The 25,279-nt window shown below is 73.6% G+C and carries 24 protein-coding genes; 14 read left to right on the top strand and 10 right to left on the bottom strand.

The window, feature by feature from the left end; genetic code table 11:
- From AFM16_RS35855 to AFM16_RS35810, 10 genes are all read left to right on the top strand, one after another.
- A complete protein-coding gene (locus AFM16_RS35855; protein ID WP_078636479.1) occupies window positions 1-891 on the top strand; it encodes a Rossmann-like domain-containing protein in 891 nt (296 codons plus the stop codon).
- Window positions 888-2,003, top strand: a complete 1,116-nt coding sequence (locus tag AFM16_RS35850; protein ID WP_078636478.1) for a PLP-dependent cysteine synthase family protein — start codon at window positions 888-890, stop codon at window positions 2,001-2,003. Before AFM16_RS35855 ends, AFM16_RS35850 begins: the two co-directional genes overlap by 4 nt.
- Window positions 2,000-3,058, top strand: coding sequence for a dipeptide epimerase (locus AFM16_RS35845; RefSeq protein ID WP_078636477.1), 1,059 nt, complete (start codon window positions 2,000-2,002; stop codon window positions 3,056-3,058). The genes AFM16_RS35850 and AFM16_RS35845 overlap by 4 nt, the downstream gene beginning before the upstream one ends.
- Window positions 3,042-4,304: an MFS transporter gene (locus tag AFM16_RS35840; protein ID WP_030782551.1), complete on the top strand. Its 1,263-nt coding sequence runs from the start codon at window positions 3,042-3,044 to the stop codon at window positions 4,302-4,304. Before AFM16_RS35845 ends, AFM16_RS35840 begins: the two co-directional genes overlap by 17 nt.
- Window positions 4,305-4,375: 71 nt before the next feature.
- Entirely contained in the window at window positions 4,376-5,176 is an 801-nt protein-coding gene (locus AFM16_RS35835; RefSeq protein WP_078637219.1) for a class I SAM-dependent methyltransferase, read from the top strand.
- 76 nt (window positions 5,177-5,252) lie between these two features.
- Window positions 5,253-6,833, top strand: coding sequence for an ABC transporter substrate-binding protein (locus AFM16_RS35830; protein ID WP_078636476.1), 1,581 nt, complete (start codon window positions 5,253-5,255; stop codon window positions 6,831-6,833).
- Window positions 6,830-7,783 (top strand): ABC transporter permease, encoded by a 954-nt coding sequence (locus AFM16_RS35825; RefSeq protein ID WP_078636475.1) that lies wholly within the window; start codon window positions 6,830-6,832, stop codon window positions 7,781-7,783. Before AFM16_RS35830 ends, AFM16_RS35825 begins: the two co-directional genes overlap by 4 nt.
- Complete coding sequence (locus AFM16_RS35820) at window positions 7,780-8,637, top strand: ABC transporter permease (protein WP_078636474.1); 858 nt, start codon at window positions 7,780-7,782, stop codon at window positions 8,635-8,637. The genes AFM16_RS35825 and AFM16_RS35820 overlap by 4 nt, the downstream gene beginning before the upstream one ends.
- Window positions 8,638-8,717: 80 nt before the next feature.
- A complete protein-coding gene (locus AFM16_RS35815) occupies window positions 8,718-10,184 on the top strand; it encodes an ABC transporter ATP-binding protein (RefSeq protein WP_306293492.1) in 1,467 nt (488 codons plus the stop codon).
- A 76-nt stretch (window positions 10,185-10,260) separates the two neighbouring features.
- Entirely contained in the window at window positions 10,261-11,664 is a 1,404-nt protein-coding gene (locus AFM16_RS35810) for a phosphoinositide-specific phospholipase C-related protein (RefSeq protein ID WP_179123349.1), read from the top strand.
- A 49-nt stretch (window positions 11,665-11,713) separates the two neighbouring features.
- Here the strand turns inward: AFM16_RS35810 and AFM16_RS35805 are convergent, their stop codons facing one another.
- From AFM16_RS35805 to AFM16_RS35770, 8 genes are all read right to left on the bottom strand, one after another.
- Window positions 11,714-12,637: a TauD/TfdA dioxygenase family protein gene (locus AFM16_RS35805; protein ID WP_078636472.1), complete on the bottom strand. Its 924-nt coding sequence runs from the start codon at window positions 12,635-12,637 to the stop codon at window positions 11,714-11,716.
- Between the two features lie 55 nt (window positions 12,638-12,692).
- A complete protein-coding gene (locus tag AFM16_RS35800; protein ID WP_078636471.1) occupies window positions 12,693-13,523 on the bottom strand; it encodes an ABC transporter ATP-binding protein in 831 nt (276 codons plus the stop codon).
- Window positions 13,510-14,586, bottom strand: coding sequence for a taurine ABC transporter substrate-binding protein (locus AFM16_RS35795; protein ID WP_078636470.1), 1,077 nt, complete (start codon window positions 14,584-14,586; stop codon window positions 13,510-13,512). The genes AFM16_RS35800 and AFM16_RS35795 overlap by 14 nt, the downstream gene beginning before the upstream one ends.
- A gap of 77 nt (window positions 14,587-14,663) precedes the next feature.
- Window positions 14,664-15,440: an ABC transporter permease gene (locus tag AFM16_RS35790; RefSeq protein WP_245178031.1), complete on the bottom strand. Its 777-nt coding sequence runs from the start codon at window positions 15,438-15,440 to the stop codon at window positions 14,664-14,666.
- A 427-nt stretch (window positions 15,441-15,867) separates the two neighbouring features.
- Window positions 15,868-16,551, bottom strand: a complete 684-nt coding sequence (locus AFM16_RS35785) for an Rv1733c family protein (RefSeq protein ID WP_078636468.1) — start codon at window positions 16,549-16,551, stop codon at window positions 15,868-15,870.
- A gap of 93 nt (window positions 16,552-16,644) precedes the next feature.
- Window positions 16,645-17,472: a rod shape-determining protein gene (locus AFM16_RS35780; RefSeq protein WP_078636467.1), complete on the bottom strand. Its 828-nt coding sequence runs from the start codon at window positions 17,470-17,472 to the stop codon at window positions 16,645-16,647.
- Window positions 17,469-17,885, bottom strand: a complete 417-nt coding sequence (locus AFM16_RS35775; protein WP_370628123.1) for a TraR/DksA family transcriptional regulator — start codon at window positions 17,883-17,885, stop codon at window positions 17,469-17,471. The genes AFM16_RS35780 and AFM16_RS35775 overlap by 4 nt, the downstream gene beginning before the upstream one ends.
- A 31-nt stretch (window positions 17,886-17,916) precedes the next feature.
- Window positions 17,917-18,246 carry a TraR/DksA family transcriptional regulator gene (locus AFM16_RS35770; protein ID WP_078636466.1) on the bottom strand — a complete coding sequence of 110 codons (330 nt, stop codon included), beginning with the start codon at window positions 18,244-18,246 and terminating at the stop codon, window positions 17,917-17,919.
- A gap of 327 nt (window positions 18,247-18,573) precedes the next feature.
- Here AFM16_RS35770 and AFM16_RS35765 point away from each other — a divergent pair, with 327 nt between their 5' ends.
- The 4 genes from AFM16_RS35765 to secD all read left to right on the top strand — a co-directional run bounded on the left by AFM16_RS35765 (window position 18,574) and on the right by secD (window position 23,182).
- Entirely contained in the window at window positions 18,574-19,569 is a 996-nt protein-coding gene (locus tag AFM16_RS35765) for a sensor histidine kinase (protein WP_030782586.1), read from the top strand.
- A 2-nt stretch (window positions 19,570-19,571) separates the two neighbouring features.
- Window positions 19,572-20,321, top strand: coding sequence for a response regulator (locus AFM16_RS35760; RefSeq protein ID WP_030782588.1), 750 nt, complete (start codon window positions 19,572-19,574; stop codon window positions 20,319-20,321).
- A gap of 34 nt (window positions 20,322-20,355) precedes the next feature.
- Window positions 20,356-20,772 carry a hypothetical protein gene (locus tag AFM16_RS35755; protein WP_078636465.1) on the top strand — a complete coding sequence of 139 codons (417 nt, stop codon included), beginning with the start codon at window positions 20,356-20,358 and terminating at the stop codon, window positions 20,770-20,772.
- A 103-nt stretch (window positions 20,773-20,875) separates the two neighbouring features.
- Window positions 20,876-23,182, top strand: coding sequence for a protein translocase subunit SecD (gene secD / locus AFM16_RS35750; protein WP_078636464.1), 2,307 nt, complete (start codon window positions 20,876-20,878; stop codon window positions 23,180-23,182).
- 48 nt (window positions 23,183-23,230) lie between these two features.
- On the opposite strand, the gene AFM16_RS35745 is transcribed toward secD, so the two are convergent.
- Window positions 23,231-24,220 (bottom strand): NAD(P)-dependent alcohol dehydrogenase, encoded by a 990-nt coding sequence (locus AFM16_RS35745; RefSeq protein WP_078636463.1) that lies wholly within the window; start codon window positions 24,218-24,220, stop codon window positions 23,231-23,233.
- Window positions 24,221-24,338: 118 nt separating this feature from the next.
- Entirely contained in the window at window positions 24,339-25,037 is a 699-nt protein-coding gene (locus tag AFM16_RS35740) for a TetR/AcrR family transcriptional regulator C-terminal domain-containing protein (protein ID WP_078637216.1), read from the bottom strand.
- Window positions 25,038-25,279 lie beyond the last annotated feature (242 nt).

Below are 25,279 nucleotides of genomic sequence, written 5' to 3'. Positions count from 1 at the left end.
ATGAGCGATCCGACGAGCGCCGTCGACACGGCCCGCGGGGCGCGCTTCGCGGCGTACGACGAGCTGGTGGCGAGCGTGCGCGCCGGTGGACTCGGTCCGGATCCGGCCGGGCTGCGGATCGCCGTGGCGTTCACGACCCGGCAGGCGGTACGGCACGAGGGGCGGTCAGGGGGCTATCGCAACGAGGTCCTCAGTCTGCGGCTCGGGGCCGCCGTGGGCTCGTGCGCGGTCGAGCCCGGGGCGCTGCCGGAGCGTGCCGTCGAGGAGTGCGCGGGCGTGGACGTGGCGCGGCTGCTGGAGCATCCGCTGCCCGCGGTGCGTGTGGCCGCGCTGGACGCCTATCTGATGCACCTCGCCCCGCACACCCCGGGCAACGGGGCGCGGCCCGTTCCGCTGCCCGCCGGGACGTCGTTGGAGAAGTCCGTGGCCCGCGCGCGGGCGGTCGTGGAGCTGCTCGAACTGCCCGTGGGGGCGACCGTGCTGGTGGTGGGGGTCGTCAACTCCCTGCTGGCGGAGCTGCGTGGGCGGGGGCTCGGCTATGTGCCCTGCGATCTCAAGGGCGGCCGGACCGAGTGGGGCGAGGAGGTGGTGACCGACGCGCTCACGGCGGCCGGGCGCTGCGACGCGCTGCTCGTGTCGGGGATGACCCTGGGCAACGGCACCTTCGAGCCGCTGCGGCGGCACGCGGTGCGGCACGGCAAGCAGTTGGTGATGTTCGCGCAGACCGGGAGCGCCGTCCTGCCGCGTTTCCTCGGGCACGGGGTGAGCGCGGTGTGCGCGGAGCCGTATCCGTTCTTCTGGCTCGACGGCGGTCCGGGTGTCGTGCACCGCTACGGCGGTCCGCGTGCGGACGACGGATACGGCGGCGCGTGTCCGGAGGGTTCGCGATGACCACGACCGCTCTGTGCCGGGCGGCCCGCCCGGAGTTGCTCGCCCTGCTCGGCGGTACGCCGCTGGTCCGGGTCACGGTCGATCTGCCGGGCCCGCACCCGGGGTTCTGGGCCAAGCTGGAGGGCCTCGCGGCGGGCGGGATGAAGGCGCGGGCCGCGGTGTCGATGCTGCTGGGTGCCCGTGAGCGCGGTGAACTGCGGCCCGGGGCGCCGGTGGTGGAGTCCACGTCGGGCACGCTCGGGGTCGGGCTGGCCTTCGCCGGTCAGGCGCTCGGCCATCCCGTCGTCCTGGTCGGGGACAGTGAACTGGAGCCGTCCATGCGGCAGTTGCTGCGTGCTCATGGGGTACGGCTGGAGATCGTGGACCGTCCGGCGGTCCGGGGCGGCTGGCAGGCCGCGCGGCTCGAACGGCTGCGGGACCTGCTGGCCGTGCTGCCGGACGCGTACTGGCCGGACCAGTACAACAACCCCGACAACAGCGCCGGTTACGCCTCCCTGGCCGCCGAACTCGTCGACCGGCTGGACCACTTGGACATCCTGGTGTGCAGCGTGGGCACGGGCGGCCACAGCGCGGGGGTCATCGGCCCGCTGCGGCGGCGCTGGCCCGCGCTGCGGCTGATCGGGGTCGACGCGACCGGCTCCACCATCTTCGGCCAGCCCGCCCGGCCGAGGCTGATGCGCGGCCTGGGCAGCAGCATCCACCCGCGCAACGTGGCCTACGACGCCTTCGACGAGGTGCACTGGGTCGGCCCGGCCGAGGCCGTGGACAGTTGCCGCCGGCTGGCGCGCGGCAGTTTCGTCAGCGGCGGCTGGAGCACCGGCGCCGCCGCTCGCGTCGCCGCGTGGGCCGCCCGGGTCCACCCCGGCGCGGTCGTCGCCACCGTGTTCCCCGACGGCCCGCACCGCTACCTCGGCACCGTCTACGACGACGACTTCGCCTCGGCCCACCGTCTCGACCCGGCCTCGGCGGCCGCCCGGCCGGTCGAGATCCCGTACCCCGGCGCGGCCGAGGCGACCGGCTGGGCGCGCTGCACGCGCGTCACCGATCCGCTGAGTCCGCCGAATCCACTGAGCCCGCTGGGTGACTCGCCCCGTCCGGAAAGGACCCCGTGAAGGCCCGTCTGCGCACCGTACGGCTCGATCTCGCCGAGCCGCTGCGCATCTCCCGCTCCACCATGACCTCCCGTGACGCGATATGGCTGGCCGTCGAGCACGACGGTGTCACCGGCCACGGCGAGGCCGTCACCAGCGTCTACTACGGGCTCGGCACCGCGTCGCTGGAACGGCTTCTCGGCGCCGCCGGTGCCGGTCTGGCCCGCTTCCCCGATCCCGAGAGCGCCCTGGAGGCGCTCTGGGCGGGCGAGTTGAGCGGTCGAGGTGCTCCGCCGGCCGTGACGGCCGCCGTGGAGGCCGCACTGCTCGATCTCGTCGGCAGGCGCGCGGGCCGCCCGGTCCACCGGCTGCTGGGTGCCGTACGGCCGCCGGTCGCGGCCACCGCCCGGACCATCGGCATCACCTCGCTCGCCCGCGCCGCCGCCCAGGCGCGTGCGCTCACGGCGAGCGGCTTCGGGATCCTCAAGGTCAAGGCGGGGAGTTCCGATCCGGAGGACGACGTCGAGCGCGTCCGGGTCGTCCGGGACGCGGCGCCCCGGGCCCGGCTGCTGCTCGACCCCAACGGGGCCTGGACGGCGGCGCGATCCGAGGCGCTGCTGCCCCGGTTCGCCGACCTCGGTGTGGAGGCCGTGGAGCAGCCCCTCGCGCCCGGAGATCCGGAGGCGCTGGCCGCGCTGGCCGAGCGTGCGCCGCTGCCCGTGATCGCCGACGAGGACGCCGTGAGCCTGGCGGACGTGCGCCGGCTGGCCGGGCGGGTGCAGGGCGTCAACGTCAAACTAGCCAAGTGCGGGGGCGTGCGCGCGGCCCTGCGGATCGCCGAGGTGCTCGACGGCAGCGGCACCGCGCTGATGCTGGGCTGCCTGACCGCCAGCAGTCTCGGACTGGCTCCCGCCGTCCACCTCGCCGACCGGGCCCGCTGGGCGGACCTCGACGGACATCTGCTGCTGGCCCGCGACCCGTGGTCGGGGATCGGCGGCGAGGACGGCTTCGTCCGGGCAAGTGACCGGCCCGGCCTGGGAGTCGAGGAGGTGGGGGCCGATGAGGACGTGGCGTGAGGCGCGCGGGTTTCCGCTCGCGGTCCAGCTCCTGCTGGTCAACCAGCTCGGTGTGAACACCGGTTTCTATCTCCTCATCCCCTATCTGGCCACCCATCTCGGCGAGAACCTGGGCCTGTCGGCGGCCGTCGTCGGCGTCGTCCTCGGGGTGCGCAACCTCAGCCAGCAGGGGCTGTTCCTCATCGGCGGCTCGGCCTCCGACCGGCTCGGCGCGCGCGGCGTCATCATCGCCGGGTGTGCCCTGCGCACCGTCGGGTTCGCCCTGTTCGCGTTCGGCGACGACCTGGCCGTCCTGCTCGCCGCGTCGGTGCTCAGCGGACTCGCCGGGGCGCTGTTCAACCCCGCCGTGCGCGCCTACCTCTCCCAGGAGGCGGGCGAGCGGGAGGCCGAGGCGTTCGCCCTGTTCAACGTGTTCGCCACCACCGGTGCCCTGATCGGACCGCTGCTGGGCAGCGTGCTGCTGCTGGTGGACTTCCGGGCGTCGGCGCTCACCGCCGCGGCGGTCTTCGCCGTGCTGACCGTGGCGCAGGCGCTGGTGCTGCCCGCCCGCGCGGTCCGGCCGAACCGGAGCACACTGCGCGCGGACTGGCGTGAGGTGCTGGGCAACCGTGCCTTCCTGTCGTTCGCGCTGGCCATGGTCGGTCTGTTCACCCTGGAGAGCCAGCTCTATCTGCTGCTGCCCGACGGGGCGCGGCACGCCACCGGCTGGGACGGGGCGGCCGGGCTCGTCTTCGTCGTCGGCACGGTCACCAACATCGCGCTGCAACTGCGCGTCACCCGAGCCCTCAAGGCACGCGGGAACAGGGCACGTTGGATCGCGACCGGCCTGGCGCTCATGGCGCTGGCGTTCCTGCCGCCCGCCGTGGTGGCCGGCGGCTCCGACGGCCCGGCGGGTCCGGCCGACGCGGTGCTGCGCGCCCTGCCCGTCCTGCTCGGCGCGCTGCTGCTCCACCTGGGGGTGATGGTCGCCCAGCCGTTCGTGATGGAACTCGTGCCCCGCTTCGGCCGGGCCGAGCTGACGGGCACGTACTTCGGCGTGTTCTACATGGTCTCCGGGATCGCCGCCGCCGTCGGCAACGCCTTCGTCGGCTGGGTGATGGACCTCGGGGACCGGGGCGGGGCGGGCTGGCTGCCGTGGGTGGGCTGTGCGCTGGTGGGGGGCGCGTCCGCGCTGGGCGTGGCCTGGCTCCACCGGCTCGGATCGCTGCCGGCACCGGCGAAGCCCGCCGTGGCCACCGCCGTCTGAGGCCCGCGAGGAAGGAGACGACACCCATGACCGCCACACCCGTGCCCTCCACACCCGTGACGTCCACACCCATGGCCTCCACCGCCGCCCTCAACCTGCTCACCGACCACCCGGCCCTGTACGAGGCGCGGTTCCCCGCTCCCGACCGGCTCGCCGCACGCTGGACCGAGGACTGTCTGCGCCGGCATCGCGCCGGGGCGCGGGTGCTCGACATCGGCTGCGGCACCGGACGCGACGCCGCCCGTCTCCACGCCGTGGGGCGCCGGGTGACCGGCGCCGATCTGTCCGAGGCGATGCTCGCGCACGCCCGCGCCCATCATCCGGGGCCGGTGTACGTCCACGCCGATCTGCGCGGATTCGACCTGGGCCGGGGTGAGTTCGACGCCGTGGTGTGCCTGGACAGCTCCCTGCTGTACTGCCACACCAACGCCCAGCTCGACGCGTTCCTGTCCTCCTGCCGACAGGCACTGGCCCCCGGCGGTCTGCTGGTCGCCGAGATGCGCAACGGCGCCTACTTCCTCGGCCGCACCGACCTGTTGGACGCGCCCGCCGTCGACACGTTCACCTGGCAGGGCTCGGTCTACCGCTCCACGACCACGCTCACCGTGGACCGCACGGCCCAACTCCTGCGCCGTACGCGCGTATGGACCGTGGACGACGGTCCCGAGCCGGTCGAGCAGCGGTCCGTGTGGCGGCTGCTGTTCCCGCAGGAGCTGCGCCATCTGCTCGGGGCGCACGGCTTCGACGTCCTCGAACTCCACGACGGGCCCGGCCCGCGCACCGAACCGCCTTGGCGGGAAGGGCTGTTGCCCGGCGCCACCGCGGACGCGGACCGGCTGCACGTCGTCGCGCGCCTCTCCCCCGCCCGCTGACCTTTCACCTCACGGCATCCCATCTCACGACATCCCACCTCACGGCATCCCGCCTCACGACATCCCAAGGAACCCCATGTACGACGAACGTCTCCCCGGCCTGCGCCGACGCGGCTTCCTCGCCGCCACCGGTGCCGCCTCCCTCGGCGCGCTCGCCCTCGCCGGCTGCGCCGGATCCGACGACGCGGGCACCGACAAGAAGAGCAAGGGCGACGGCGCTCCCCGGCGCGGCGGGCGGCTGCGCGCCGCGTTCGCGGGCGGGGGCGCCGGTGAGACCCTCGACCCGCACAAGGCGTCCCTCTTCGCCGACGCGGCCCGCGCCAAGGCGCTCTACGACAAACTCGCCGACTACGGCGCCGACCTGTCCGCCCAGCCTCGGCTCGCGGAGAAGTGGGAGCCCAACGCGTCCCTGGACCGCTGGCAGGTGACCCTGCGCGAGGCGACGTTCCACGACGGGCGGCCGGTCACCGCCGCCGACGTCCTGCACAGCTACCGCCGTATCGCCGACCCCCGGCAGGCGTTCCGCGCCAAGGCGTCCCTGGAGCCCATCGACCTCGACGCCAGCCGCGCCACCGGCAAGCGCGGCATCGAGTTCGTCCTCAAGCGGCCCACGGCCGAATTCCCCAACGTCCTGGCCGCGTTCGGCGCCTACATCATCCCCGAGGGCGCCTCCGACTTCGACAGGAAGCCGATCGGCTCCGGCCCCTTCCGGTTCGCCTCCTTCACCCCCGGCCGCTCCGCCTCCTTCCGCCGCTTCGACGACTACTGGGAGGGCGCCCCGCACCTGGACGAACTGGAGTTCGTGGTCGCCAACGAGGAGTCCGCCCGCGTCAACGCCCTCCTGGGCGGCCAGGTCGAGTACGCCCATGAACTCGATCCGACGACGGCACGCGCCCACGAGGGCAAGGGGCGTATCGAGATCGTGCGGCTGCGCAACAGCGCCATGCAGGCGTTCTGCATGAAGACCGACCGGCCGCCCTTCGACGACCCGTCGGTGCGCCAGGCGTTCTTCCTCATCGCCGACCGGCGGGAACTGGTCGACGGCGCCCTGTCCGGCGCGGGTGTCATCGGCAACGACCTGTTCGGCAAGGGCTACGAGTACTACGCCGACGGCCTCCCCCAGCGCGAACAGGACCTCGACCGGGCCCGCGCCCTGCTCAAGCGGGCCGGCGCCGAGAAGCTCACGGTCACCCTCGACACCTCGTCCGTCGCCGCCGGATTCACCGAGGCCGCCGGGATCTTCCGCGACCAGGCCGCGAAGGCCGGCGTCACCGTGAACGTGCGGATGGGCAGCAAGGACTCCTACTGGGCCGACATCCTCGACAACGGCACCCTGTGCTGCTACCGCTCCGGCGCCATGCCCATCGAGTCCCACATCTCCCAACGGCTGCTCACCGACTCCACGACCAACGCCACCAAGTGGAAGCACAAGGACTTCGACGCCCTCTACCAGCAGGCCCAGTCCACCCGCGACGCCACCGACCGCGCCGCCGTGTACGGGCGCATGCAGCGCCGACTGTACACCGAGGGCGGATTCCTGATCTGGGGCTTCGCCGACTGGATCATCGGAACGTCCAAGTCGGTGAAGGGAGTTGTGGCCGAGGCGCCCGCCAACACCCTGGACTGGGCGCGCTTCGACAAGGTGTGGCTGGCGTGAGCGGACTGCGCTCCTTCGTCGCCCGGCGGCTGCTCCTCGGTGCCGTGCAGACCGGGACGGTGGTCGTCCTGGTCTTCGCGCTCACCGAGGCGCTGCCGGGCGACGCCGCCGTCGCGCTGGCCGGCGACCAGCCCGACCCGGCCCGGATCGAGGCCATCCGCGAGACCATGCGGCTCGACCGGCCCGCGTACGAGCGGCTGGCCGACTGGGCGGCGGGCCTGGTCCGCGGCGACTTCGGCACCTCGCTGGTGTCGGGCCGCCCGGTCGGCCACTACATCGCCGACGGCTTCGGCCCGACGCTCGTGCTGGCCGCGCTCACCGTGGCCCTGCTGATCCCGGCGGGCTTCGGCCTCGGTGTGCTCGCCGCCCGCCGCGAAGGGCGGCGCACCGACCGGTGGATCAGCTCGGTCACGCTCGCCGTGTACGCGGTGCCCGAATTCGCCCTGGGCACCCTGCTGGTGACCGTCCTCGCGCTCCGGCTGGGCTGGCTGCCGCCGACCGCCGTCGGCTACGGCACCGACCTGCTCGCCCATCCGTCGGCGCTCGTCCTGCCCGTGCTGGTCCTCGCGTCCCGCCCGGTCTGCTCGCTCTCCCGGCTGGTGCGGGCCGGCATGATCGACGCGCTCGGCTCCCCCTACGTGGCCCAGGCCCGCCGCTACGGCGTCTCCGCGGCGCGCGTCACCTGGACCCACGCCCTGCCGGGCGCCCTCGCCCCGGCCGCCCAGCATCTCGCGCGCACGATCGACTGGCTGCTGTGCGGTGTCATCGTCGTGGAGGCCCTGTACGCGATCCCCGGGCTCGGCACGGTGCTGCTCGACGCGGTCGCCGAACGCGACATGCCGGTGGTCCAGGGCCTCGCCGTGGTGTTCGGCACCGTGACCGTCGTACTGAACCTGGGCACGGACCTCGTCCTGCGCCGGCTCGCGCCCCGGGCGGGGGTGGCCGCGTGAACCGGCCGCGCACGGGCCGCTTCGTCCTCGGCGCGGCGATCGTCGCCGTCCCCCTCGTACTCGCCCTGCTGGGACCGCTGTTCGCGGGTGATCCGGGACCGCGCACGGTGTCATTCACCCTCGGTGACGGGCACTGGCTCGGCACCGACTTCGTGGGCCGTGACGTGTGGGGGCAGGTGCTGCACGGCGGCCGGCCCGTCGTGCTGACCGCCCTCGCCGCCACCGCCCTGTCGTACCTGGTCGCGCTGCCGCTCGGGCTGGCCGTCGCCCTCACCCACCGCCGGCTGGTGGAGGAGCTGGTGATGCGCCCCCTCGACGTGCTGCTGGCCGTGCCGTCGCTGCTGCTGATCCTGCTGGCGGCCACCGTGTTCTCGCCGGGCGCGGTCGGTCTGACGCTGCTCGTGGTGCTGGTGAACGTCTCCGACGCGACCCGCATGGTGCGTGCCGCCGCCACGGAGATCGCCGCCCGTCCGGCTGTGGAGGCGCTGCGCATGCAGGGCGAGACCTGGTGGCGGCTGGCCGTCGGGCACGTCGGCCGCGCGATGCTGCGCCCGCTGGTCGCCGACGCCGGGACCCGGCTGACCGGCGTGCTCTATCTCGTCGCGACGGCGGCGTTCCTCGGTGTCGGGGTCGCGCCGGACGCCGCCGACTGGGCGGTCATGGTCGACCGCAACCGCACCGGCCTGTTCGTGCAGCCGTGGGCCGTGGTCGTCCCCGCCCTGCTGATCGTCGCGCTGACGACGGGCACCAACCTGCTCTTCGACGCGGCGCTCACGGACGGCCGCCCGGCCCGGAAGCCGCCGTCCCCGTCCGGCGCCGTCCGTGACCGGGCCGGGAGCGAGGCACACCGGTGAACCACGCCGAACACACCGACCGTCTCACCCGCGATGACAGCCGCGAGGGGAAACCCGCGGCCGAGATCCGGAACCTGCGCGTGGAGATCGGGGGCAGAGCGATCGTCGCCGGAGTGAGCCTCACGGCCCGCCCCGGCGAGGTCACCGCCCTGATCGGCGCCTCGGGCAGCGGCAAGACCACCACGGGCCTCGCCCTGCTGGGCGAGTATCCGCCCGGGGCTCACGTCTCCGGTGACGTACGGCTGTCCGGGGGCGGCCTGGTCGGCTATGTACCCCAGCAGCCGGCCGCGGCCCTCAACCCGGCCCGTCGTGTGTCCGCCCTCCTGACGGACATCGCGCGCGCCCAGGTACGCCATCTGCCCCGAGGGCGGCGCCGGGCGGCGGCCCGCGAACGGGTCCTCCGGGCTCTCGCCGAGGCTCAACTCGGCCATGCGGAAGAGCTGTCGGAGCGTTATCCGCATCAGCTCTCCGGGGGTCAGCAGCAACGTGTCGTGCTGGCGCAGGCGCTTCTGCTGGGCGCCCGGGTGGTCGTCGCCGACGAACCCACCACCGGTCAGGACGCGTTGACCAAGAGCCGTGTCGTCGAACGGTTCGCGGCCGTCGCCGCGCGCGGTATCGCCGTCGTCCTGCTCAGCCATGACCTGGACGTCGTACGGGCGCTCGCCGACGAGGTGGTCGTCCTGCGGGCCGGACAGGTCGTGGAGTCGGGACCGGCACACCGTCTGCTGTCCGCACCCCGGCACGAGTGGACCCGCGAACTTCTCGCCGAGGAAGCGGAGTTCGCGTCCCGGGACCGTGGCGTGGACACCGGTCGGCCCGTCCTGCGGATCCGCGATCTGACCGCCCGTCACCGTGACGGCGGACGAGGCACGAGCGTGGTGCTGCGCGTGCCCGGGCTGGACCTGCGCGCGGGTGAGTGCGTGGCCGTCGTCGGCCGCTCCGGCAGCGGGAAGACCACCCTAGCCCGCTGTCTGGCCGGGCTCCACCGCGATCACGACGGGGAGATCCTCCTCGACGGCACGCCTCTGCCGCGCAGTCTGCGCGGCCGCGACCGTGCGCAACTGGCGGCCGTGCAGTACGTGTTCCAGGACGCGCGCGCCGCCTTCGACGAGCACCGTCCCGTCCTGCACCAGGTCGCCCGCACGGCGGTCCGGCTGCGCGGCGCCACTCCCGCCGACGCGACCCGGGAGGCCCTCGCCGTGCTGGCCGGCCTCGGACTTCCGGAGGTGCTGGTGCGCGGACGGCCCGGGCAGCTCTCCGGGGGCGAACTCCAGCGCGCGGCGCTGGCCAGGGCCCTGCTCGCCCGCCCGCGCGTCCTCATCTGCGACGAGATCACCTCGGGCCTGGATCCGGTCACCCGCCGGGAGATCCTGGGTGTTCTCACGGACCTGCTCCACGAGCGTGACGACCTTTCCCTGGTCCTGATCACCCACGATCCGGACACCGCCGCGCGGGCCCACCGGATCGTCGCCCTGGAGGCGGGCCGACTCGTCGAGCAGGGGCCGACGGACGACCACCGTACGTACGAGAGCGGCAGCAGTGAGTGACGTCGATCTTCAACCGGCCCCGGTTCAGCGGGAATTGAGGCCGAAACGGTGGCACCGCAGCCCTATCCGGTGTGTCATGCCTCTGCCACCCCCTCGCTCTGCGCGAAAGGAACCCCTCGTGCGCCTGCGCCCCCTGCGCGCCCTGTGCGGCACCGCCGCACTGGCCCTCGCCCTGCCCGTCCTGTCCCCGGGGCAGGCCGCGGCGGCCGTGCCCGCCTTCTCGGTGTATCTCCAGAACTACGCGACCGGCCTGAACGCGGCCGCCGCCGGCGGCACGGTCGCCGCGCACAACCCGAAGGGCAACGAGGACCATCAGCAGTGGGTCCCGGTCGCGGTCGACGGCGGCCACCAACTGCGCAACGCCGACCAGTCGAACGTCTGCCTGGGCCGCAACGGCACCTCCGCGGTGACCGCCGGATGCGGGTCGGCGGGGACCACCTGGACGATCACCGCCGGTGCGGACGGCACCTGGACGGTGGGCGTCCCCGGTGCCTCGCAGTACCTCACCGGGTCGGGGTCCGACGCCGCCGCCGTCCAGCTCGGCTCGGGCGGTGACCTCGCCCGCTGGTACCTCACCCCGGTGGCGCACGCGACGGCCCCGATGCCGTCCGCCGACACCCGCAGACTGGACCAGGTCACGTTCCTCACCACGCACAACGCCTACGCCAACGGCGCCGACGGCAACTTCGCGTCGTTCCCTGTGAGCCTGTTCCCCAACCAGAACCTGGGCATCAACCGCCAGCTCAACGACGGTGTGCGGGCGTTCATGCTGGACGACTACGCCGTCTCGGGTCGGGCCGTGCTCTGCCACAACAGTTGCGACGGGGTGAGCAACCCCGTGCCGCTGGCCACCGATCTCCAGCGCATGGTCGACTTCCTCAAGGCCCGTCCGGGTCAGTTCGTCACCGTGTTCCTGGAGGACTACGCGCCCTCCGACGTGCTGAAGTCGTCCCTGGCCTCCGTCAGCGGGCTGAACGACGTGCTGTACCGGCCCGATCAGGAGGGCGTGGCCGTGAAGGGCTGGCCGACGATGGCGGACCTCGCGGCGCGCGGGAAGCAGCTCCTCATCTTCAGCGACCGGACGCGCTCCGCCGACATCGGAGCCGGCTGGGCGACGCGTGACACCTTCGGTGTGCTGTACCAGCGGGAGTGGACCGTGGAGAACTACTGGTCCATGGGCGGCGGGATCGGCAGCTCGGACTGGTCCTGCTACAGCCGTTGGGGCACCGGGCGCCCGCTCACCGTGGACTCCGCCGCGTTCCACCCGCTGTTCGTCATGAACCACTTCCGGGACTACCCGATCGGCTCCACCATCGAGACGGACAACGGCAAACTCCTCAACCGGGCGCAGAACTTCTGCACGCCGGCCGCCCGCAAGAAGCCGAACTACCTCGCCGTGGACCGCTACGAGGTGGGGTCACCGTCCCCGCTGAGCACGGTCGGCACGCTCAACACGTACGTGCTGGCGCCGGGACAGTGACACCCGCCCGGCCCGCGCCGTCCGGGAGAACGGCGCGGGCCGGGTCGTGTCAGCCACGCCCCGCCGTCGGTACGGCCCCCGGTCCGACGGGGACGTCGCCGCGCAGCGTGATGCGGTGCATGACGCGGTGCTGGTCGCCGTAGTCGCGGTTGGCGTAGTGGGACGTGGCCCGGTTGTCCCACAGGGCGACGTCGCCCGGCTGCCAGCGGTGGCGCACGGTGTGCTCGGGCTTGGTGAGATGGGCGTAGAGGATGTCGAGGATGCCGCGGCTCTCGTGCTCGGAGACACCGGTGATGTGCGAGGTGAAGCCCGGGTTGACGAACAGGCCCTTGCGCCCGCTCTCGGGGTGCACCCGTACGACGGGGTGCTCCACCGGGGCGAGGGAGCTGAACACCTCGCCCTCCCACACGTTGCCGCGCCCCTTGCGCCGCTGGGCGAGGTAGTACCCGAACTCGCGGCTGCCGTCGTGGACCGCGGTGAGCGGATCGATCAGCGCCCGCAGGCCGGGGGTGAGCGACTCGTAGGCGAGCTGGCTGTCGGCCCACGAGGTGTCGCCGCCGTTCGGGGGCAGGACCACGGCCCGCAGCACGGAGATCGCCGGCGGCCGGGCCCCGAAGGTCACGTCGGTGTGCCACACGTCGGCGAAGCCGTTGTCCTGGCTGTCGAGCGCGTACACCTCGTCGGGCACGTCACCGGAGTCGTGCACGGGGTGCCCCGCGGTCACCTCGCCCAGCCGCCGCCCGAAGTCGATCTGCGCGTGGTCGTCGATGTCCTGCCCCGGCAGGAACAGCACCTTGTACGCGGTCAGCGCGGCCCGCAGCGCCTCCACTCCCGCGTCATCGATCCGGCCGAGATCCACGCCCCGCACCTCGGCGCCGAAACTCGGCCCGAGCGGGGTGATCCGCAGCCCCGCGACGTCACTTACGGGCGACCCTGCCCGGGCCTCGTGCACCTGCTCACTGATGACGGTCATGTCCGTCTCTCCTTTCATCGCGACGGTCGGGGGCGGTTGTGCGGGGGCGGCGGGTTCAGGCCGCCGCCGCCTTCACCTCGTGGGCGACCCTGGCGCGGAGTTCCGCGAACTCCGGGGACGCGCGCAGCTCTTCGGGGTCGATGTCGCCGCGCGGGAGCGGGATCGGCAGGTCCAGGGCGATGGTGCCGGGACGTCTGGTGAGGACCACCACGCGGGAGCCGAGGAACACCGCCTCGTCCGCGGAGTGGGTGACGAACACCGCCGTACGGCCGGTCTGGGCGGTCACCCGGCGCACGTCCTCCTGGAGCCGTTCGCGGGTCAGGGCGTCCAGTGCGGCGAAGGGCTCGTCGAGCAGGAAGACCGGGTTCTCGGCGGCCAACGCGCGGGCGATGGCGACGCGTTGCTGCTGACCGCCGGAGATCTCCCAGACCCGCCGTCCGTCGGTCTGCTCCAGCCCGACCCGCTCGAGGAGATCCGCGCGGCGCCGGGCCCGCTGGTCCTTGGGCACCTTGGCGTAGCGCAGCGCGAGGTCGACGTTCCCGCCGACCGTGCGCCACGGGAAGAGGCGTGGCTGCTGGAACACCACACCGGCCGCCTGCCCGGGCCGGGGTGCGGCGCCGGACACCCGTACGGTCCCCTGGGTGGGCTGCTCGAAGCCGGCGATCAGCCGCAGCAGGGTGCTCTTCCCGCAGCCGGACGGGCCGACGAGCACGAGGAACTCCCCCGGCGGCACGTCGAGTTCGACCGGTCCTACGGCCGTGACGGCGTCGGCGCCGCGGCCGTAGCGGTGGGTGACGTCCGTCAGGCGGATCGCTCCGGGGCGTTCACCGTCGCCGGCGGCCTCCAACGTCTTTTCCTTGCCGGTGACTTCGCTACTTGAGCCCATCGGGCAGCCCCTTCAGGTACAGCGCCTTGCGGACCGTCTCCTCCGTCGGCGCGGAGTCGATCTGCTTCTGGTCCGCGAGGAACGCGCCCGTGTCGGTGAGATAGGTCGCCAGCTTGCCGGGGCTGCCCTCGGTGCCGAGCCAGTCGGCCGAGGCGACCTGCTCCGGGGTGAGGAAGACGCCCTGGGACAGTTGCGCCTTGGCGTCGGCGAGGCTGATGCCGAGTTCCTTGGCGATGGCCTGCGCCGAGCCCTCGGGGTCGGAGGCGAGCCGCCGCAGCCCGTCGGCCTCCACCTTGCGCCAGGTCTCGATCGCCTCCGGGTCCTTCGCTATCAGCTCGTCGGAGACGACCGCGAGGTCCAGCGTCGGCTTCCCGCCGGCGCCGATCTCCTTGCTGCTGATGAGCTGGACGCCGGTCTCGCGCAGTTCGTCGAGCGTCGGCAGCCAGACGTAGGCCGCGTCGATGTCACCGCGCTGCCAGGCGGCGAGGATCGGCTGCGGCTGGAGGTCGATCAGCTTGACGTCGGACGCCTTCAGACCGGCCTGTTCCAGGGCCGCGAGGAGGCTGTAGTGGGAGGTGGAGGCGAAGGGTGTGGCGACCGTCTTGCCCTTGAGCCCGGCCACGTCGGTGATGCCGCTGGCCTTGCGCGCCACGAGGGCCTCGTTCTCGCCCGCCACGTCCAGGACGAAGGCGACCTTGTACGGGATCGGCGAACTGCCCGCTATCCCACGGGCGAACGGGCTGGAGCCCAGCGCCGCGATGTCCAACGAGCCGCCGATGAACGCCTGGTTGACGCTGGCGCCCGAGTCGAACTTGATCCAGGAGATCTTGTGGTCGGGAAGGGCCTTCTCCAGGAGCTTCTGGTTCTTCACCAGCAAGTCGCCGCTGGGGAAGGCGAAGTAGCCGATGCGCAGCCGTTTGGCGCCGCCGGAGGAGCCGTCGTCCCCCGAGGAGCAGCCGGTGGCGGCGACGGCGGCCGCGCCGAGCGCGGCGAGGAGCAGGGCGCGGCGGGTCGGCCGCCCCTGGGACGGTCCCGTGCTGACTCTGGGCTGCGAAGGGGTCATGACTGGCCTGTTTCTGTAGAGGATCGATGCGCTGTACGGCGGTGGAGGCGGAGGTGGAGGCGGAGAAGAGGGACGGGTCAGGCGCGGCCGTGCCAGGGCACGACGGTGCGTTCGAGCCAGAGCAGCAGTCCGTCGATGACGAGGCCGGAGATGCCGATGGCGGCGATCCCGACGAGCACCACAGGGGTGTTGTTGTAGTTGGCGGCGTCCTTGACCATGCCGCCGATGCCCGGCAGGCCGTTGACGAGTTCGGCGGCGACGAGCGAGGAGTACGCCACTCCCACGGCCAGCCGGACGCCGGTGAAGATCTCGGGGAGCGCCGACGGCAGGACGACGTCGCGGACGACGTCCCGGCGCGAGCCCCCGAGCGCGCGGGCCGCCTCCTGGAGGTGGAGCGGCGCCGCGGCGACCGCGGTGGTCGTGGCGACGGCGACCGGCGGGAACGCGGCCACCGCCAGCAGCGTGATCTTCGGTTCCTCGTTGATGCCCAGCCAGACGATCAGGAGGGAGAAGTAGGCGAGCGGCGGCAGGGTCCGCAGAAAGGTGATCCACGGTTCGAACAGCGACCGCACCCATCCGACGGTCCCCATGACCAGCCCGAACAGGACACCGAGCGCGATGCCGATGCCGGCGCCGAAGGCGATGCGCCGCAGGCTGATGCCCAAGTGCTCGATGAGATAGGTGCCGTTGTAGCCGCGCACGCCGTCATGGGTGGTGGAGACGGCGACGAACGCGTCCCACACCTTGGCGGGCGGCGGCACGAGTGTCTCGCTCCAGGCGCCGCTGTTCGCCACCGCCTGCCAGACGACGAGGAAGAGCAGGAGCGAGCCGAACGGCAGCGCGAGACGGCGCAGGGCGCCGAGCGACCGGGACCGGGTACGGCGCGGGGTGTCGGGCGCGGACGGCCGGCCGGTGGCGGTGCCGTCGGCGCCGACGTCCTGCGGAGCAGCCGATTCGGCCGGGGCGGTGGGCGGGGAGGGTGGCAAGGAGGGCCTCCACGGGCCTCGGAAGGACATGACGAGCACACCCGGCGCACGCGGGGAAGCGGAGGCGGCCGGGTCGGTGACCGGAGGCGGGTGACGGCGGGCGGGCAGGGCAACGCCCCGCGTGGCAGCGGCCGTTCAGAGGGGAAGGATCAACAACACGAAGCCGTACGGCGGCACAGGTCGACGACCAGGCGGCGTACAAGGGTTTCGTGGATCACGGGGGAAGTTGTACAGCAGGAGACAGCCGGGCGCCAGAAGCTGTCCACGCTCTGGACCCCGGGCCGGGCGGGGCGGCTCAGGGCGAGGTGGTCCAGCGGGGCGCGGTCCGGGCCCAATCCCCGTCCCATGCCGCGAGGTTGCGGCGGTGCAGGATCAGGGCGGCGGCGCCGTGGACGGCGAATCCGGCGAGGGCGACGGCCATGAAGGCGAGGAGCGCCCATCCCATGGTGCGGCTGCGGATCTGCTCGATGGTCAGGGGCGGCTCGGTGAGCGCCCCGTGGCGGTCGGTCCACACGGTGACGGTGCTGCCGGCGGTCAGGCCGGGCAGCACGTCGGCCTTCGCGGTGCGGTCCCGGCCGTCGGGGGCGGTGAAGCGGACCGTGACCGGGTAGCGGGCCTTGCGTGCCTCGTCGGATCCGGGCTCGGGGTGGTTCGGGGCGTCGTGGACGAGGACCGCGGCCAGCAGACTCCGGGCCCGGGTTTGGTGCTCGGCCGTCGCGCGGTAGTGCCGGTGGGCGGCGTCCCCGACGGCGAACGTGGCGGCGAGGCCCAGGACCGGCACGAGCAGCAGCAGGCTCAGGCCGATCCAGCCGAGCAGCCGGTCGGTCCGCCGCCGCAGGGGGTTGCGCCGCCAGCGCCACAGGGGCACCGGGCGAGGCGGCCGGGGCAGGGGCAGGCGACGTACGGGTTCGTCGGGGTCGGGGTCGGGGTCGTGCTCGGGGCCGGGTGGCGGCTGCGCGGGAGGTGTCGCGCCGGACACGGTCGTTCTCCTTCCAGGGGCGAGGGGGGTGCGTAGGGCAGGCCGGGGCGGCGCGGGGCGTCGTACGGGACGACGGTGGCGCGCGCCGGGCCCTCAGTCGGGCAGGTCCCCCCGCGTGGGCGCGCCCATGACCGAGGGGTGGGCGTGTGCCGCCCGCAGGATCGTGGCGGCGCCGCGCAGCGCGGCGGTGTGCGGCGCGGGGACGGCGCGGGCCGGTGCGTGCAGGGTGCCGCCGAGCCGGTAGAGGAGGTCCGGGCGCAGGGCGCCGCCGCCGGCCAGGAGGGCGCCCCGGCTCAGGGCGTCGGCGGTGAGGGACGTACGGTCCTGCCGGAGCATCGAGGTGATCATGGTGGTGACCGCGTCGACGACGTCCCCGGCGGCGCCGGTGCCGGAGATGTCGGTGGTGCCGAGGGCGGTGCGGCGGGCGTCGAAGACGACACCGTCGACCAGCAGCACCACCTCGGTGAGATGGGCGCCGATGTCCACCACGAGCAGCGGGCGGGACAGATCGGCGTTCGCGGCGAGCGCGACGGCGCGTGCGGTGGGGACGGTGAGGACCGCGTAGGGGCTCAGCACCTGTACGGCGGCGCGGGCGCGTTCCCGGTAGGTGGGGCCGTCCAGCACCGGCGTGGTGATCACCACCAGGGGCCGGGTGAGCCGGGGCAGCCGGTCGCCGAGGATCCGGTCGAGCATGCGGGACGTTCCCGGCACGTCCACGATGGCGCCGCGCTGGATCGGGTGCACGCCGCCGACGCCGGGGAGGGTGACGGTCGGCACGTCGAGGACGGTGCCGCGGCCCGCTATCCAGGCGCGGGTGCGGGCGCTGCCCATGTCGAGGGCGAGACCGCAGCAGCGCCGGCACAGGGGCCAGGGCCGGTGCTTGCCCGGCGGGACGCTCTGGGGACGGCGGATCAGGGTCATCGTCCGGCCTCCCTCACCTGCTGGCATCGCGCGCAGTAGCGGGCCTGCGGGACGATCATCAGCCGTTCGCGGTCGACGGGGCGCCGGCACAGGTGGCAGGTGCCGTAGCGGCCCTCGGCCAGGCGTCGCAGCGCCGCCTCCACGTCGGCGAGGACCATGCGGGCGGAGGCGGCGAGCTTGAGATCGACCTCGTCCTGGGCCGTACGGCGCCGGTGCGCGGGGGTCGCGGCGCGGGCGGTCGCCGCGATCTGCCGGAGCTGCTCCTCGCGGAACACGCGCTGTTCGCGCAGGTTCGCCCGCACCGCGGCGAGGTCTTCGGGCGACAGCCGCACGGCGCGGCCGTCGACGGCGGTCGGGTCGTCCTCGGGCTGAGCGTCGTCGGGCTGATCGTCGATGGTCTGGTGGTTCACCACTTCACCCCTTGTGCGCAGGGCGGGACTCGGCTCAGACGGCGGCGCGGCGCTGGCACGCGACGCAGTACCGCGTGTACGGGAGGATCTCCAGGCGCTCCACGGGGACGGGCTTGGCGCAGCCCCCGCAGACGCCGTAGGAGCCGTCGTCGATACGGGCGAACGCCTCGCCGATCTCTTTGAGCACCCGGCGGATCGCCTCCGCCTGCGCGGACATCAGATGGGCGTCCGCGCTCTGGCCGCCCTCGTCGAGGGCCCGGAGCTGGGCCATCCGGCTGTTGCGGGCGTGTTCGAGGCGCTGGCGGGCCTCGTGGGTGGTCAGCCGGCCGGGGTGGGGGTCGGTCCGGGAGGTGTCGAGCTGCACGGTGGACTCCTTTCCGCGCCACGGGCCACCTGGGCCACGCGGCAAAGGCCGCCCGGTGCGGCGCCGCACGGCCGGGACGGCCGAGGGGGGCGCTTGCCGAACCGGGCGGCTCGGTCCCCATCGACTCTGCCGACCGGGACGCGGGAATCCCATCGGGCACAGAACCCATTTGCGGTGGGCCGCGGTGACCACACCGGGACCGCGGTATGCAGGGCATGGGTACTCGATGACCTCGGAACTGGGGCACGTAATCTCTCGACCGCGCACATATTGCAAGGCAAGATGGGGCGGAGGCCGCTTGATTCAAAGGTGAGGAGGCGTTTCCCGGTGTCGCTGTTCTGGCGGATCTTCGGGCTCAACGCCCTGGTGCTGGGTGCCGCGACGGCGCTCCTGCTCTGGGCGCCGGTGACCGTCTCCGTGCCGGTGCTGCTGACCGAGGCCGTCATCCTGGTGGGCGGCCTCGCCGTCATGCTGGTCGCCAACGCCGCCCTGCTGCGCTGGGGCCTCGCGCCGCTGGACCGGCTGACGGGTCTGATGGCCACCGTCGATCTGCTGCGCCCCGGACAGCGGCTGCCCGTGCCCGGTGGCGGTGACCCGGAGAACGGCGACCCGGCGGGCGGCGGGCGCGGCGGCGAGGTTCCCGAGCTGATCCGCACCTTCAACGCCATGCTCGACCGGCTCGAACACGAGCGGGCCACGGCCAGCGCGCGCGTGCTGCTCGCGCAGGAGGCCGAGCGCCGCCGGATCGCGCAGGAGCTGCACGACGAGGTCGGGCAGAGCATGACCGCGATCCTGCTGGTGCTGGGGCGTGCCGCGGACGACGCCCCCGAGCCGCTGCGCGCACAGCTCCACCAGGCCCAGGAGATCACCCGGAGCAGCCTGGACGAGGTCCGCCGGCTGGTCCGCCGACTGCGCCCCGGGGTCCTGGAGGACCTGGGGCTGGTCAGCGCGCTGACCTCGCTCACGCACGACTTCGCCACCCACACCGGGCTGCGTGTGGTGCGCCGCTTCGACGCCGATCTGCCCGCCCTGGACCCGGAGGCCGAGCTGGTCCTGTACCGGGTGGCCCAGGAGAGCCTGACGAACACCGCCCGGCACGCGGACGCCGGCCGGGTCGACGTGAGCCTGCGCGGCGCGGACGAGGCGATGGTGCTGGAGATCGCCGACGACGGCCGCGGCACCGAGGTCGCCTGCGAGGGCGCCGGCATCCGCGGGATGCGTGAACGGGCCCTGCTCGCCGGGGCCACCCTGGACATCACCTCGACGCCGGGCACCGGTACCCGGATCCGCCTCACCACCCCTGCCCCCAGGAAGCAGCACTGACCATGTCCGAGCCGAACGACCCTCCCGAACCCGTCACGGCCACAAGGCCGTCGCCCCTCACGACCACGACCACGACCACGATCACGGCCACGGCCGCGCCGCCGAGGCCGATCCGCATCCTGCTCGCCGACGACCACGCCCTCGTACGGCTCGGTGTGCGGCTGATCCTGGACCGGGAGCCGGATCTGGAGGTCGTCGCCGAGGCCGGAGACGGTGCCGAGGCCGTCGACGCGGCCCGGCACGCGGACGTGGACCTCGCCATCCTCGACATCGCCATGCCCCGGCTGACCGGTCTCCAGGCCACCCGCGAACTGGCCGCGCTCAAGCCGGGCCTGCGCATCCTGATGCTGACGATGCACGACAACGAGCAGTACCTGTTCCAGGCGCTGAAGTCCGGGGCCTGCGGTTACGTCCTGAAGTCGGTCGCCGACCGCGATCTGGTCGCCGCCTGCCGCGCCGCGATGCGCGACGAGCCGTTCCTCTACCCGGGCGCGGTCACCGCCCTGATCCGCAACTACCTGGACCGGGTCAGACACGGCGAGGAGGACGCAGGGCAGCTCCTCACCCCGCGCGAGGAGGAGGTCCTCAAGCTGGTCGCCGAGGGACACTCCTCGAAGGAGATCGCCGAGATCCTCTTCATCAGCGTCAAGACCGTGCACCGCCACCGCGCCAACCTGCTGCACAAGCTCGGCCTGCGGGACCGCCTGGAGCTGACCCGGTACGCCATCCGGGCCGGCCTCATCGAACCCTGACCCTGTTCGTCCACCTCTGCCGAAGGGACGGTGCATGCGCCCGGCACCCCGCGCCGTCCCGACCGCGGCCGCCCGGCTCGCCGTACTCCTCGCCGTCCTGCTGGCGCTGGTTCCCGGGGTGTCCGCACCCGCCGCGCCCGACCTCTCCGGGGCCGGAGCCGGAGCCGGGGCCGGAGCCGGGACCGGGGTCGCCGTGGCGACGGCCGTGGACAGCGGTCCGCGGGCCGACGACGCGTGCGCCACCGGCTGCCCGGCCCAGGCCAGGGTCCGGCACGACCACGGCGGTGAACGCCCGTCCGCGCCGGACCACCCCGTCACCACCACCCGCACTCCGGTCGTCGCCCCGGCGGCCGGCGCACCGGCGTCGGCGCGAGCCGCGCACCCGTCCGTCTCCCCCGGCCGGACCGCGCACGATCGCGGGCGGGCACCTCCGACACCCACCGGCACCTGAGACACCCCTTTCCTCACCCTTCTCCCGTCACGGCCGGGCTCGCCCCTGCCCTGACGCGCCTTGTCGGAGGCTCGTGTTGAAACGCCGGAACAACTCCTCACGCATGCGTGCGCTCCTCGCGCTCGCCGTGCTCGTCGGCTCGCTGGCCATCGCGCTCACCGTGCCGGTCCGCCTCGGGCTCGATCTGCGCGGCGGCACCCAGATCGTGCTGGAAACCCGCTCCACCCCCACCACCGACGCCGGCCGGGAGGCCACCGACCGCACCCTGGAGGTGCTGCGCGGCCGCGTCGACGCGCTCGGTGTCGCCGAACCGACCCTCGTCCGCTCGGGCGAGAACCGCATCATCGTCGAACTGCCGGGCGTGCAGGACCCGAAGGAGGCCGCCGACGTCCTGGGCCGCACCGCACAGCTCACCGTCCACGCGGTCCTCGGCACCGCAGAGAACCCGGGCGCCGCCACGGCCCCGGCGAGCCCGGCCGATCCCGCATCGGCACGCACCCTGCCCGACGAGTCCGGGCAGCCGCTGCGGCTCGCGGACGCCGGTCTGACCGGGCAGGACGTGAAGGGCGCCGACGCCCGGTTCGACCAGCAGAGCGGCGCCGGATGGCATGTCACCGTCGACTTCACCGGCACCGGCAGCGACCGCTGGACGGACCTGACCGCGCGGGCGGCGTGCCATCCCGCGGGCGACCCGCAGCGCCGTATCGCGATCGTCCTCGACGACAAGATCATCTCTTCGCCGCAGGTCGCCGCCTCGGTGAGCTGCGGGGCCGGCATCGCGGGCGGCAGCACGCAGATCACGGGGTCGTTCGACGACACCGAGGCCCGCGAACTGGCCCTGCTCATCTCCGGCGGCGCCCTGCCCGTACCGGTCGACACCGTCGAGCAGCGCACGATCGGCGCCACCCTGGGCGACGCGGCGATCACCGCCGCCGCCTGGGCCGCCGTCATCGGCACCTGTCTGACCGCGCTGTTCATCATCGCCGTCTACCGGCTCATGGGCTTCCTCGCGACGCTGGCCCTGGCCTGCTACGGCCTGATCTCCTACGCCGCCCTGGCCGCGCTCGGCGCGACGCTGACGCTGCCGGGTCTCGCCGGGTTCGTGCTGGCGATCGGCATGGCCGTGGACGCCAACGTGCTGGTCTTCGAACGGGCCCGTGAGGAGAGCGCCGTGCGAGGCCGCTCCGGTACGGCGGGCACGCGGTCGGCGCTGTCCGCCGGGTTCCGCGGGGCGCTGAGCGCCATCGCCGACTCCAACATCACCACGCTGATCGCCGCCGCCCTGCTGTTCGCCTTCGCCTCCGGGCCGGTCCGCGGCTTCGGCGTCACCCTGGGCATCGGTGTCCTCGCCTCGATGATCAGCGCCCTGCTGATCACCCGGGTGCTCGCGGAGTACGCGGTGAGCCGCCCCGCGGTGTTCCGGCGGCCCCGGCTGACCGGCATCGCGGGCTCCGGGTGGGTCCGTGACCGGCTGGTGCGGCGCGACCCGTCGCCGATGCGCCGTCCGCGCCGATGGCTGGCCGCCTCCGGCCTGGTGCTCGTGGTGGCCGTCGCGGGGATCCTGGTGCGTGGTCTGGACTTCGGGATCGAGTTCACCGGCGGCCGTCTCATCGAGTACACGACGAGCACGCCCGTCGACCCCGACCGGGCCCGTGCCGCCCTGACCGACGCCGGGTTCCCGCGCGCGGTCGTCCAGTCCTCCGGCGACACCGCGCTCACCGTGCGCGCCGAGCATCTGACCGACGCCGAGGCGGCGACCGTCACGGAGACCGTCGGCCGGCTCGGCGGTGACACCCAGAAGGTCCGCGACGAGCTGATCGGTCCCACGCTGGGCGACGAACTGCGCCGCAACGCCCTCATCGCCCTCGGTCTGGCCCTCGGCGCCCAACTGGTCTATCTCGCGGTCCGCTTCCGCTGGCGGTTCGCCACCGCGGCCGTCGGCGCCCTCGCCCATGACGCGCTGATCCTGGTCGGCGCGTTCGCCTGGCTCGGCAAGCCGGTCGACGGGGTGTTCCTGGCGGCCCTGCTCACGGTCATCGGCTACTCGGTCAACGACTCCGTCGTCCTCTTCGACCGCGTCCGGGAGCTGATCGCCCGCGACCGCACGGCCGCCCTGTCCCGGCTGACGGACCGGGCGATCCTCCAGACCCTGCCCCGCACCGTGAACACCGGCATGGGCGCGGCGCTCATCCTGACCACCCTCGCCGTCCTCGCCGACGACACCCTGACCGACTTCGCCCTCGCCCTGCTCATCGGCCTGGCGGTCGGCACGTACTCCTCGGTCTTCACGGCGGCACCCCTGGCGATCGAACTGCATCCCGGCAGGAACGCCCCACGCCGGCCCGCGGCGTCCGGGGTCCCGCGGGCCCGACGGCAGCGGGAGAGGGAGAGGGAGAGGGAGAGGAGCTGAGACGCTTCCCGTGGGCCAGGCCGGGGTGAGGGGCCGCCCCCCGGCCCCTCACCCCACCACGACCACCGCCTTCCCCCGCGCATGCCCCCGCTCCACGTGCCGGACGCCCTCCGCGGTGTCGGCCAGGGGGTAGGTGCGGTCGACGACCGGGGTGAGCGTGCCGGACTCGATCAGTGCGGTGACGGCGAGCAGGTCGTCGTGGGTCGGCCCGGCCGGGGCGGACGGAAGGATGGGGAGCAGGCGCTGTCGGACAACGGTGTCGACGGCGGCCGTGCGCAGCATGAAGCCCATCGCCCCGAACACCCGGCCGGGCGATCCGCCGCCGTTGGCGACGAGGGTGCCGGTCGGGGTGAGCGCCCGGCGCAGGCGGCGCAGCGGGTGGTTGCCGACGTTGTCCAGGATCACGTCGTAGTGCGCGTGCCGGTCGGTGAAGTCGTCCCGCGTGTGGTCGAGGACGTGCGTGGCGCCCAGCGAGCGCACCAGGTCCGCGTTGCGCGCGCTGCACACGCCGGTGACCTCGGCGTCCAGGGCGGCGGCGATCTGCACGGCGAACGTGCCGACGCCGCCGCCCGCGCCGTTGACCAGCACCCGGTGTCCTGCCCGGACCCGTCCCACGGTCCGGATGCCGCGCAGGGCCGTCACCGCCGCCATCGGTACGGCCGCGGCCTGCTCGAAGGTGAGGTGCGCGGGCTTGGGCACGAGCAGGTCCGCGGGGGTGCGCGCGTACTCGGCGAAGGAGCCGCGGCAGAACCCCAGCACCTCGTCCCCGGGCCGGAGCCCCCGGACGCCGTCGCCGACCGCCTCCACCTGCCCGGCCGCGTCGATCCCCGCGACCCGGGAGAGCGGCCGGGTGCGCCCGACACCGCCCAGCAGCCGCGCCACGTACGGGTCGCCGCGCAGCATGTGCCAGTCGTAGGGGTTGAGCGCGGCCGCGCGCACCCGCACCAGGACCTCGCCTGCGCCCGGCTCGGGCCGGTCGGTGTCCACCAGCCGCAGCACGTCCGGCGGCCCGAACCTCTCCTGGACGATCGCCTTCATCGGTCTCCCCCATCCCCTCGCCGGCCACGTCGAGGTGTACGGCGTACACCTCCTTCTGGGCAAGGTAGGTGTACGCCGTACACCCGTCAAGGGGACGAGGACCGCGAAGGTGGGCCGGTCAGGTCCTGGCGAGCAGCCGTTCGAGGCCGTCCAGGGTCAGGTCCAGGGCGAACTCGAACTCGGCCTGGTCGTCGCAGCCGGAGCCGACGACGGAGTCCTCGTCGTGCGCGACGGCCATGGCCAGGGCGGTGATGTGCGGATAGCGCGCGGCCATCTCCTCGGGCGGCGGCGCGTCCGGGTCCGGCTCGCCGCCGGGGGTGTCCTGGAACAGTTCCTGCGAGAAGCCGAGCAGCCGGCTGCCCATGACGTGCATCGCGTGATGGACCAGGGCGATGGAGAACCCGCCGGCCCGGAACAGGCCGATCATCGAGTCCAGGTAGGCCATGACCGCGGGCGTCGGGGTGGCCCGCGCCTTCATCCGGGACTCGATCACCTCGGGCGCCCACGGGTGGCGCAGCAGCATGCGGCGGGCCGACAGCACGCGCCCGCGCACGGCGGTCTTCCAGTCGGCGCCCTCGGCGGGCGGGTCGATCTCCCCGACGAGGACGTCGATCATGCCGTCCAGCAGCGCGTTCTTGTGGGCCACGTGCTTGTAGAGGGCCATGGGGACGACGTCGAGGGCCTGGGCGATCCGGCGCATGCTGAGCGCGTCGACCCCGCCCTCGTCGGCCAGCGCGACGGCGGTGACCAGGACGCGCCCCTTGCTCAGCGGGGTGCGGGAGCGCGGGGCGGACCCGGTCCGTGCGGCTCTCTCCACGGTCCCCTCTCCCACCTGCTCCGCCTCCTCGGTCTCGTCCCGGTCGAAGGTACAGCGTCCACCGGGCGAGACGGGTGGGCGGGAGGGGCGCGGGTCGGCGTAGTCTCGGCGTCACATACATGCAACACACACTTGCCATGGAAGTAAGGCAAGCCTTACCGTTCTCTATCGCACCCCTCTCCACCGCACCACCCAGGGTCCGGACCGTCGCACGGTCCGCCCGCGGCGAGCGCTTCACCGAC

This window comes from Streptomyces antibioticus, from assembly GCF_002019855.1.
GTDB classification, from domain to species: domain Bacteria; phylum Actinomycetota; class Actinomycetes; order Streptomycetales; family Streptomycetaceae; genus Streptomyces; species Streptomyces antibioticus_B.
The sequence above is the reverse complement of the archived record's forward strand: the minus strand, read 5'-3'. Positions and strand labels throughout refer to the sequence as shown.

What these genes read in the sequence shown, in the direction of transcription:
- AFM16_RS35840 (WP_030782551.1), top strand. Translation starts at nt 3,042, where the DNA reads ATGAGGACGTGGCGTGAGGCGCGCGGGTTTCCGCTCGCGGTCCAGCTC.
- AFM16_RS35780 (WP_078636467.1), bottom strand. Translation starts at nt 17,472, where the DNA reads ATGACCCTGATCCGCCGTCCCCAGAGCGTCCCGCCGGGCAAGCACCGG.
- AFM16_RS35800 (WP_078636471.1), bottom strand. Translation starts at nt 13,523, where the DNA reads ATGGGCTCAAGTAGCGAAGTCACCGGCAAGGAAAAGACGTTGGAGGCC.
- AFM16_RS35850 (WP_078636478.1), top strand. Translation starts at nt 888, where the DNA reads ATGACCACGACCGCTCTGTGCCGGGCGGCCCGCCCGGAGTTGCTCGCC.
- AFM16_RS35835 (WP_078637219.1), top strand. Translation starts at nt 4,376, where the DNA reads ATGGCCTCCACCGCCGCCCTCAACCTGCTCACCGACCACCCGGCCCTG.
- AFM16_RS35805 (WP_078636472.1), bottom strand. Translation starts at nt 12,637, where the DNA reads ATGACCGTCATCAGTGAGCAGGTGCACGAGGCCCGGGCAGGGTCGCCC.
- AFM16_RS35760 (WP_030782588.1), top strand. Translation starts at nt 19,572, where the DNA reads ATGTCCGAGCCGAACGACCCTCCCGAACCCGTCACGGCCACAAGGCCG.
- AFM16_RS35855 (WP_078636479.1), top strand. Translation starts at nt 1, where the DNA reads ATGAGCGATCCGACGAGCGCCGTCGACACGGCCCGCGGGGCGCGCTTC.
- secD (WP_078636464.1), top strand. Translation starts at nt 20,876, where the DNA reads ATGCGTGCGCTCCTCGCGCTCGCCGTGCTCGTCGGCTCGCTGGCCATC.
- AFM16_RS35810 (WP_179123349.1), top strand. Translation starts at nt 10,261, where the DNA reads ATGCCTCTGCCACCCCCTCGCTCTGCGCGAAAGGAACCCCTCGTGCGC.
- AFM16_RS35745 (WP_078636463.1), bottom strand. Translation starts at nt 24,220, where the DNA reads ATGAAGGCGATCGTCCAGGAGAGGTTCGGGCCGCCGGACGTGCTGCGG.
- AFM16_RS35795 (WP_078636470.1), bottom strand. Translation starts at nt 14,586, where the DNA reads ATGACCCCTTCGCAGCCCAGAGTCAGCACGGGACCGTCCCAGGGGCGG.
- AFM16_RS35830 (WP_078636476.1), top strand. Translation starts at nt 5,253, where the DNA reads ATGTACGACGAACGTCTCCCCGGCCTGCGCCGACGCGGCTTCCTCGCC.
- AFM16_RS35755 (WP_078636465.1), top strand. Translation starts at nt 20,356, where the DNA reads ATGCGCCCGGCACCCCGCGCCGTCCCGACCGCGGCCGCCCGGCTCGCC.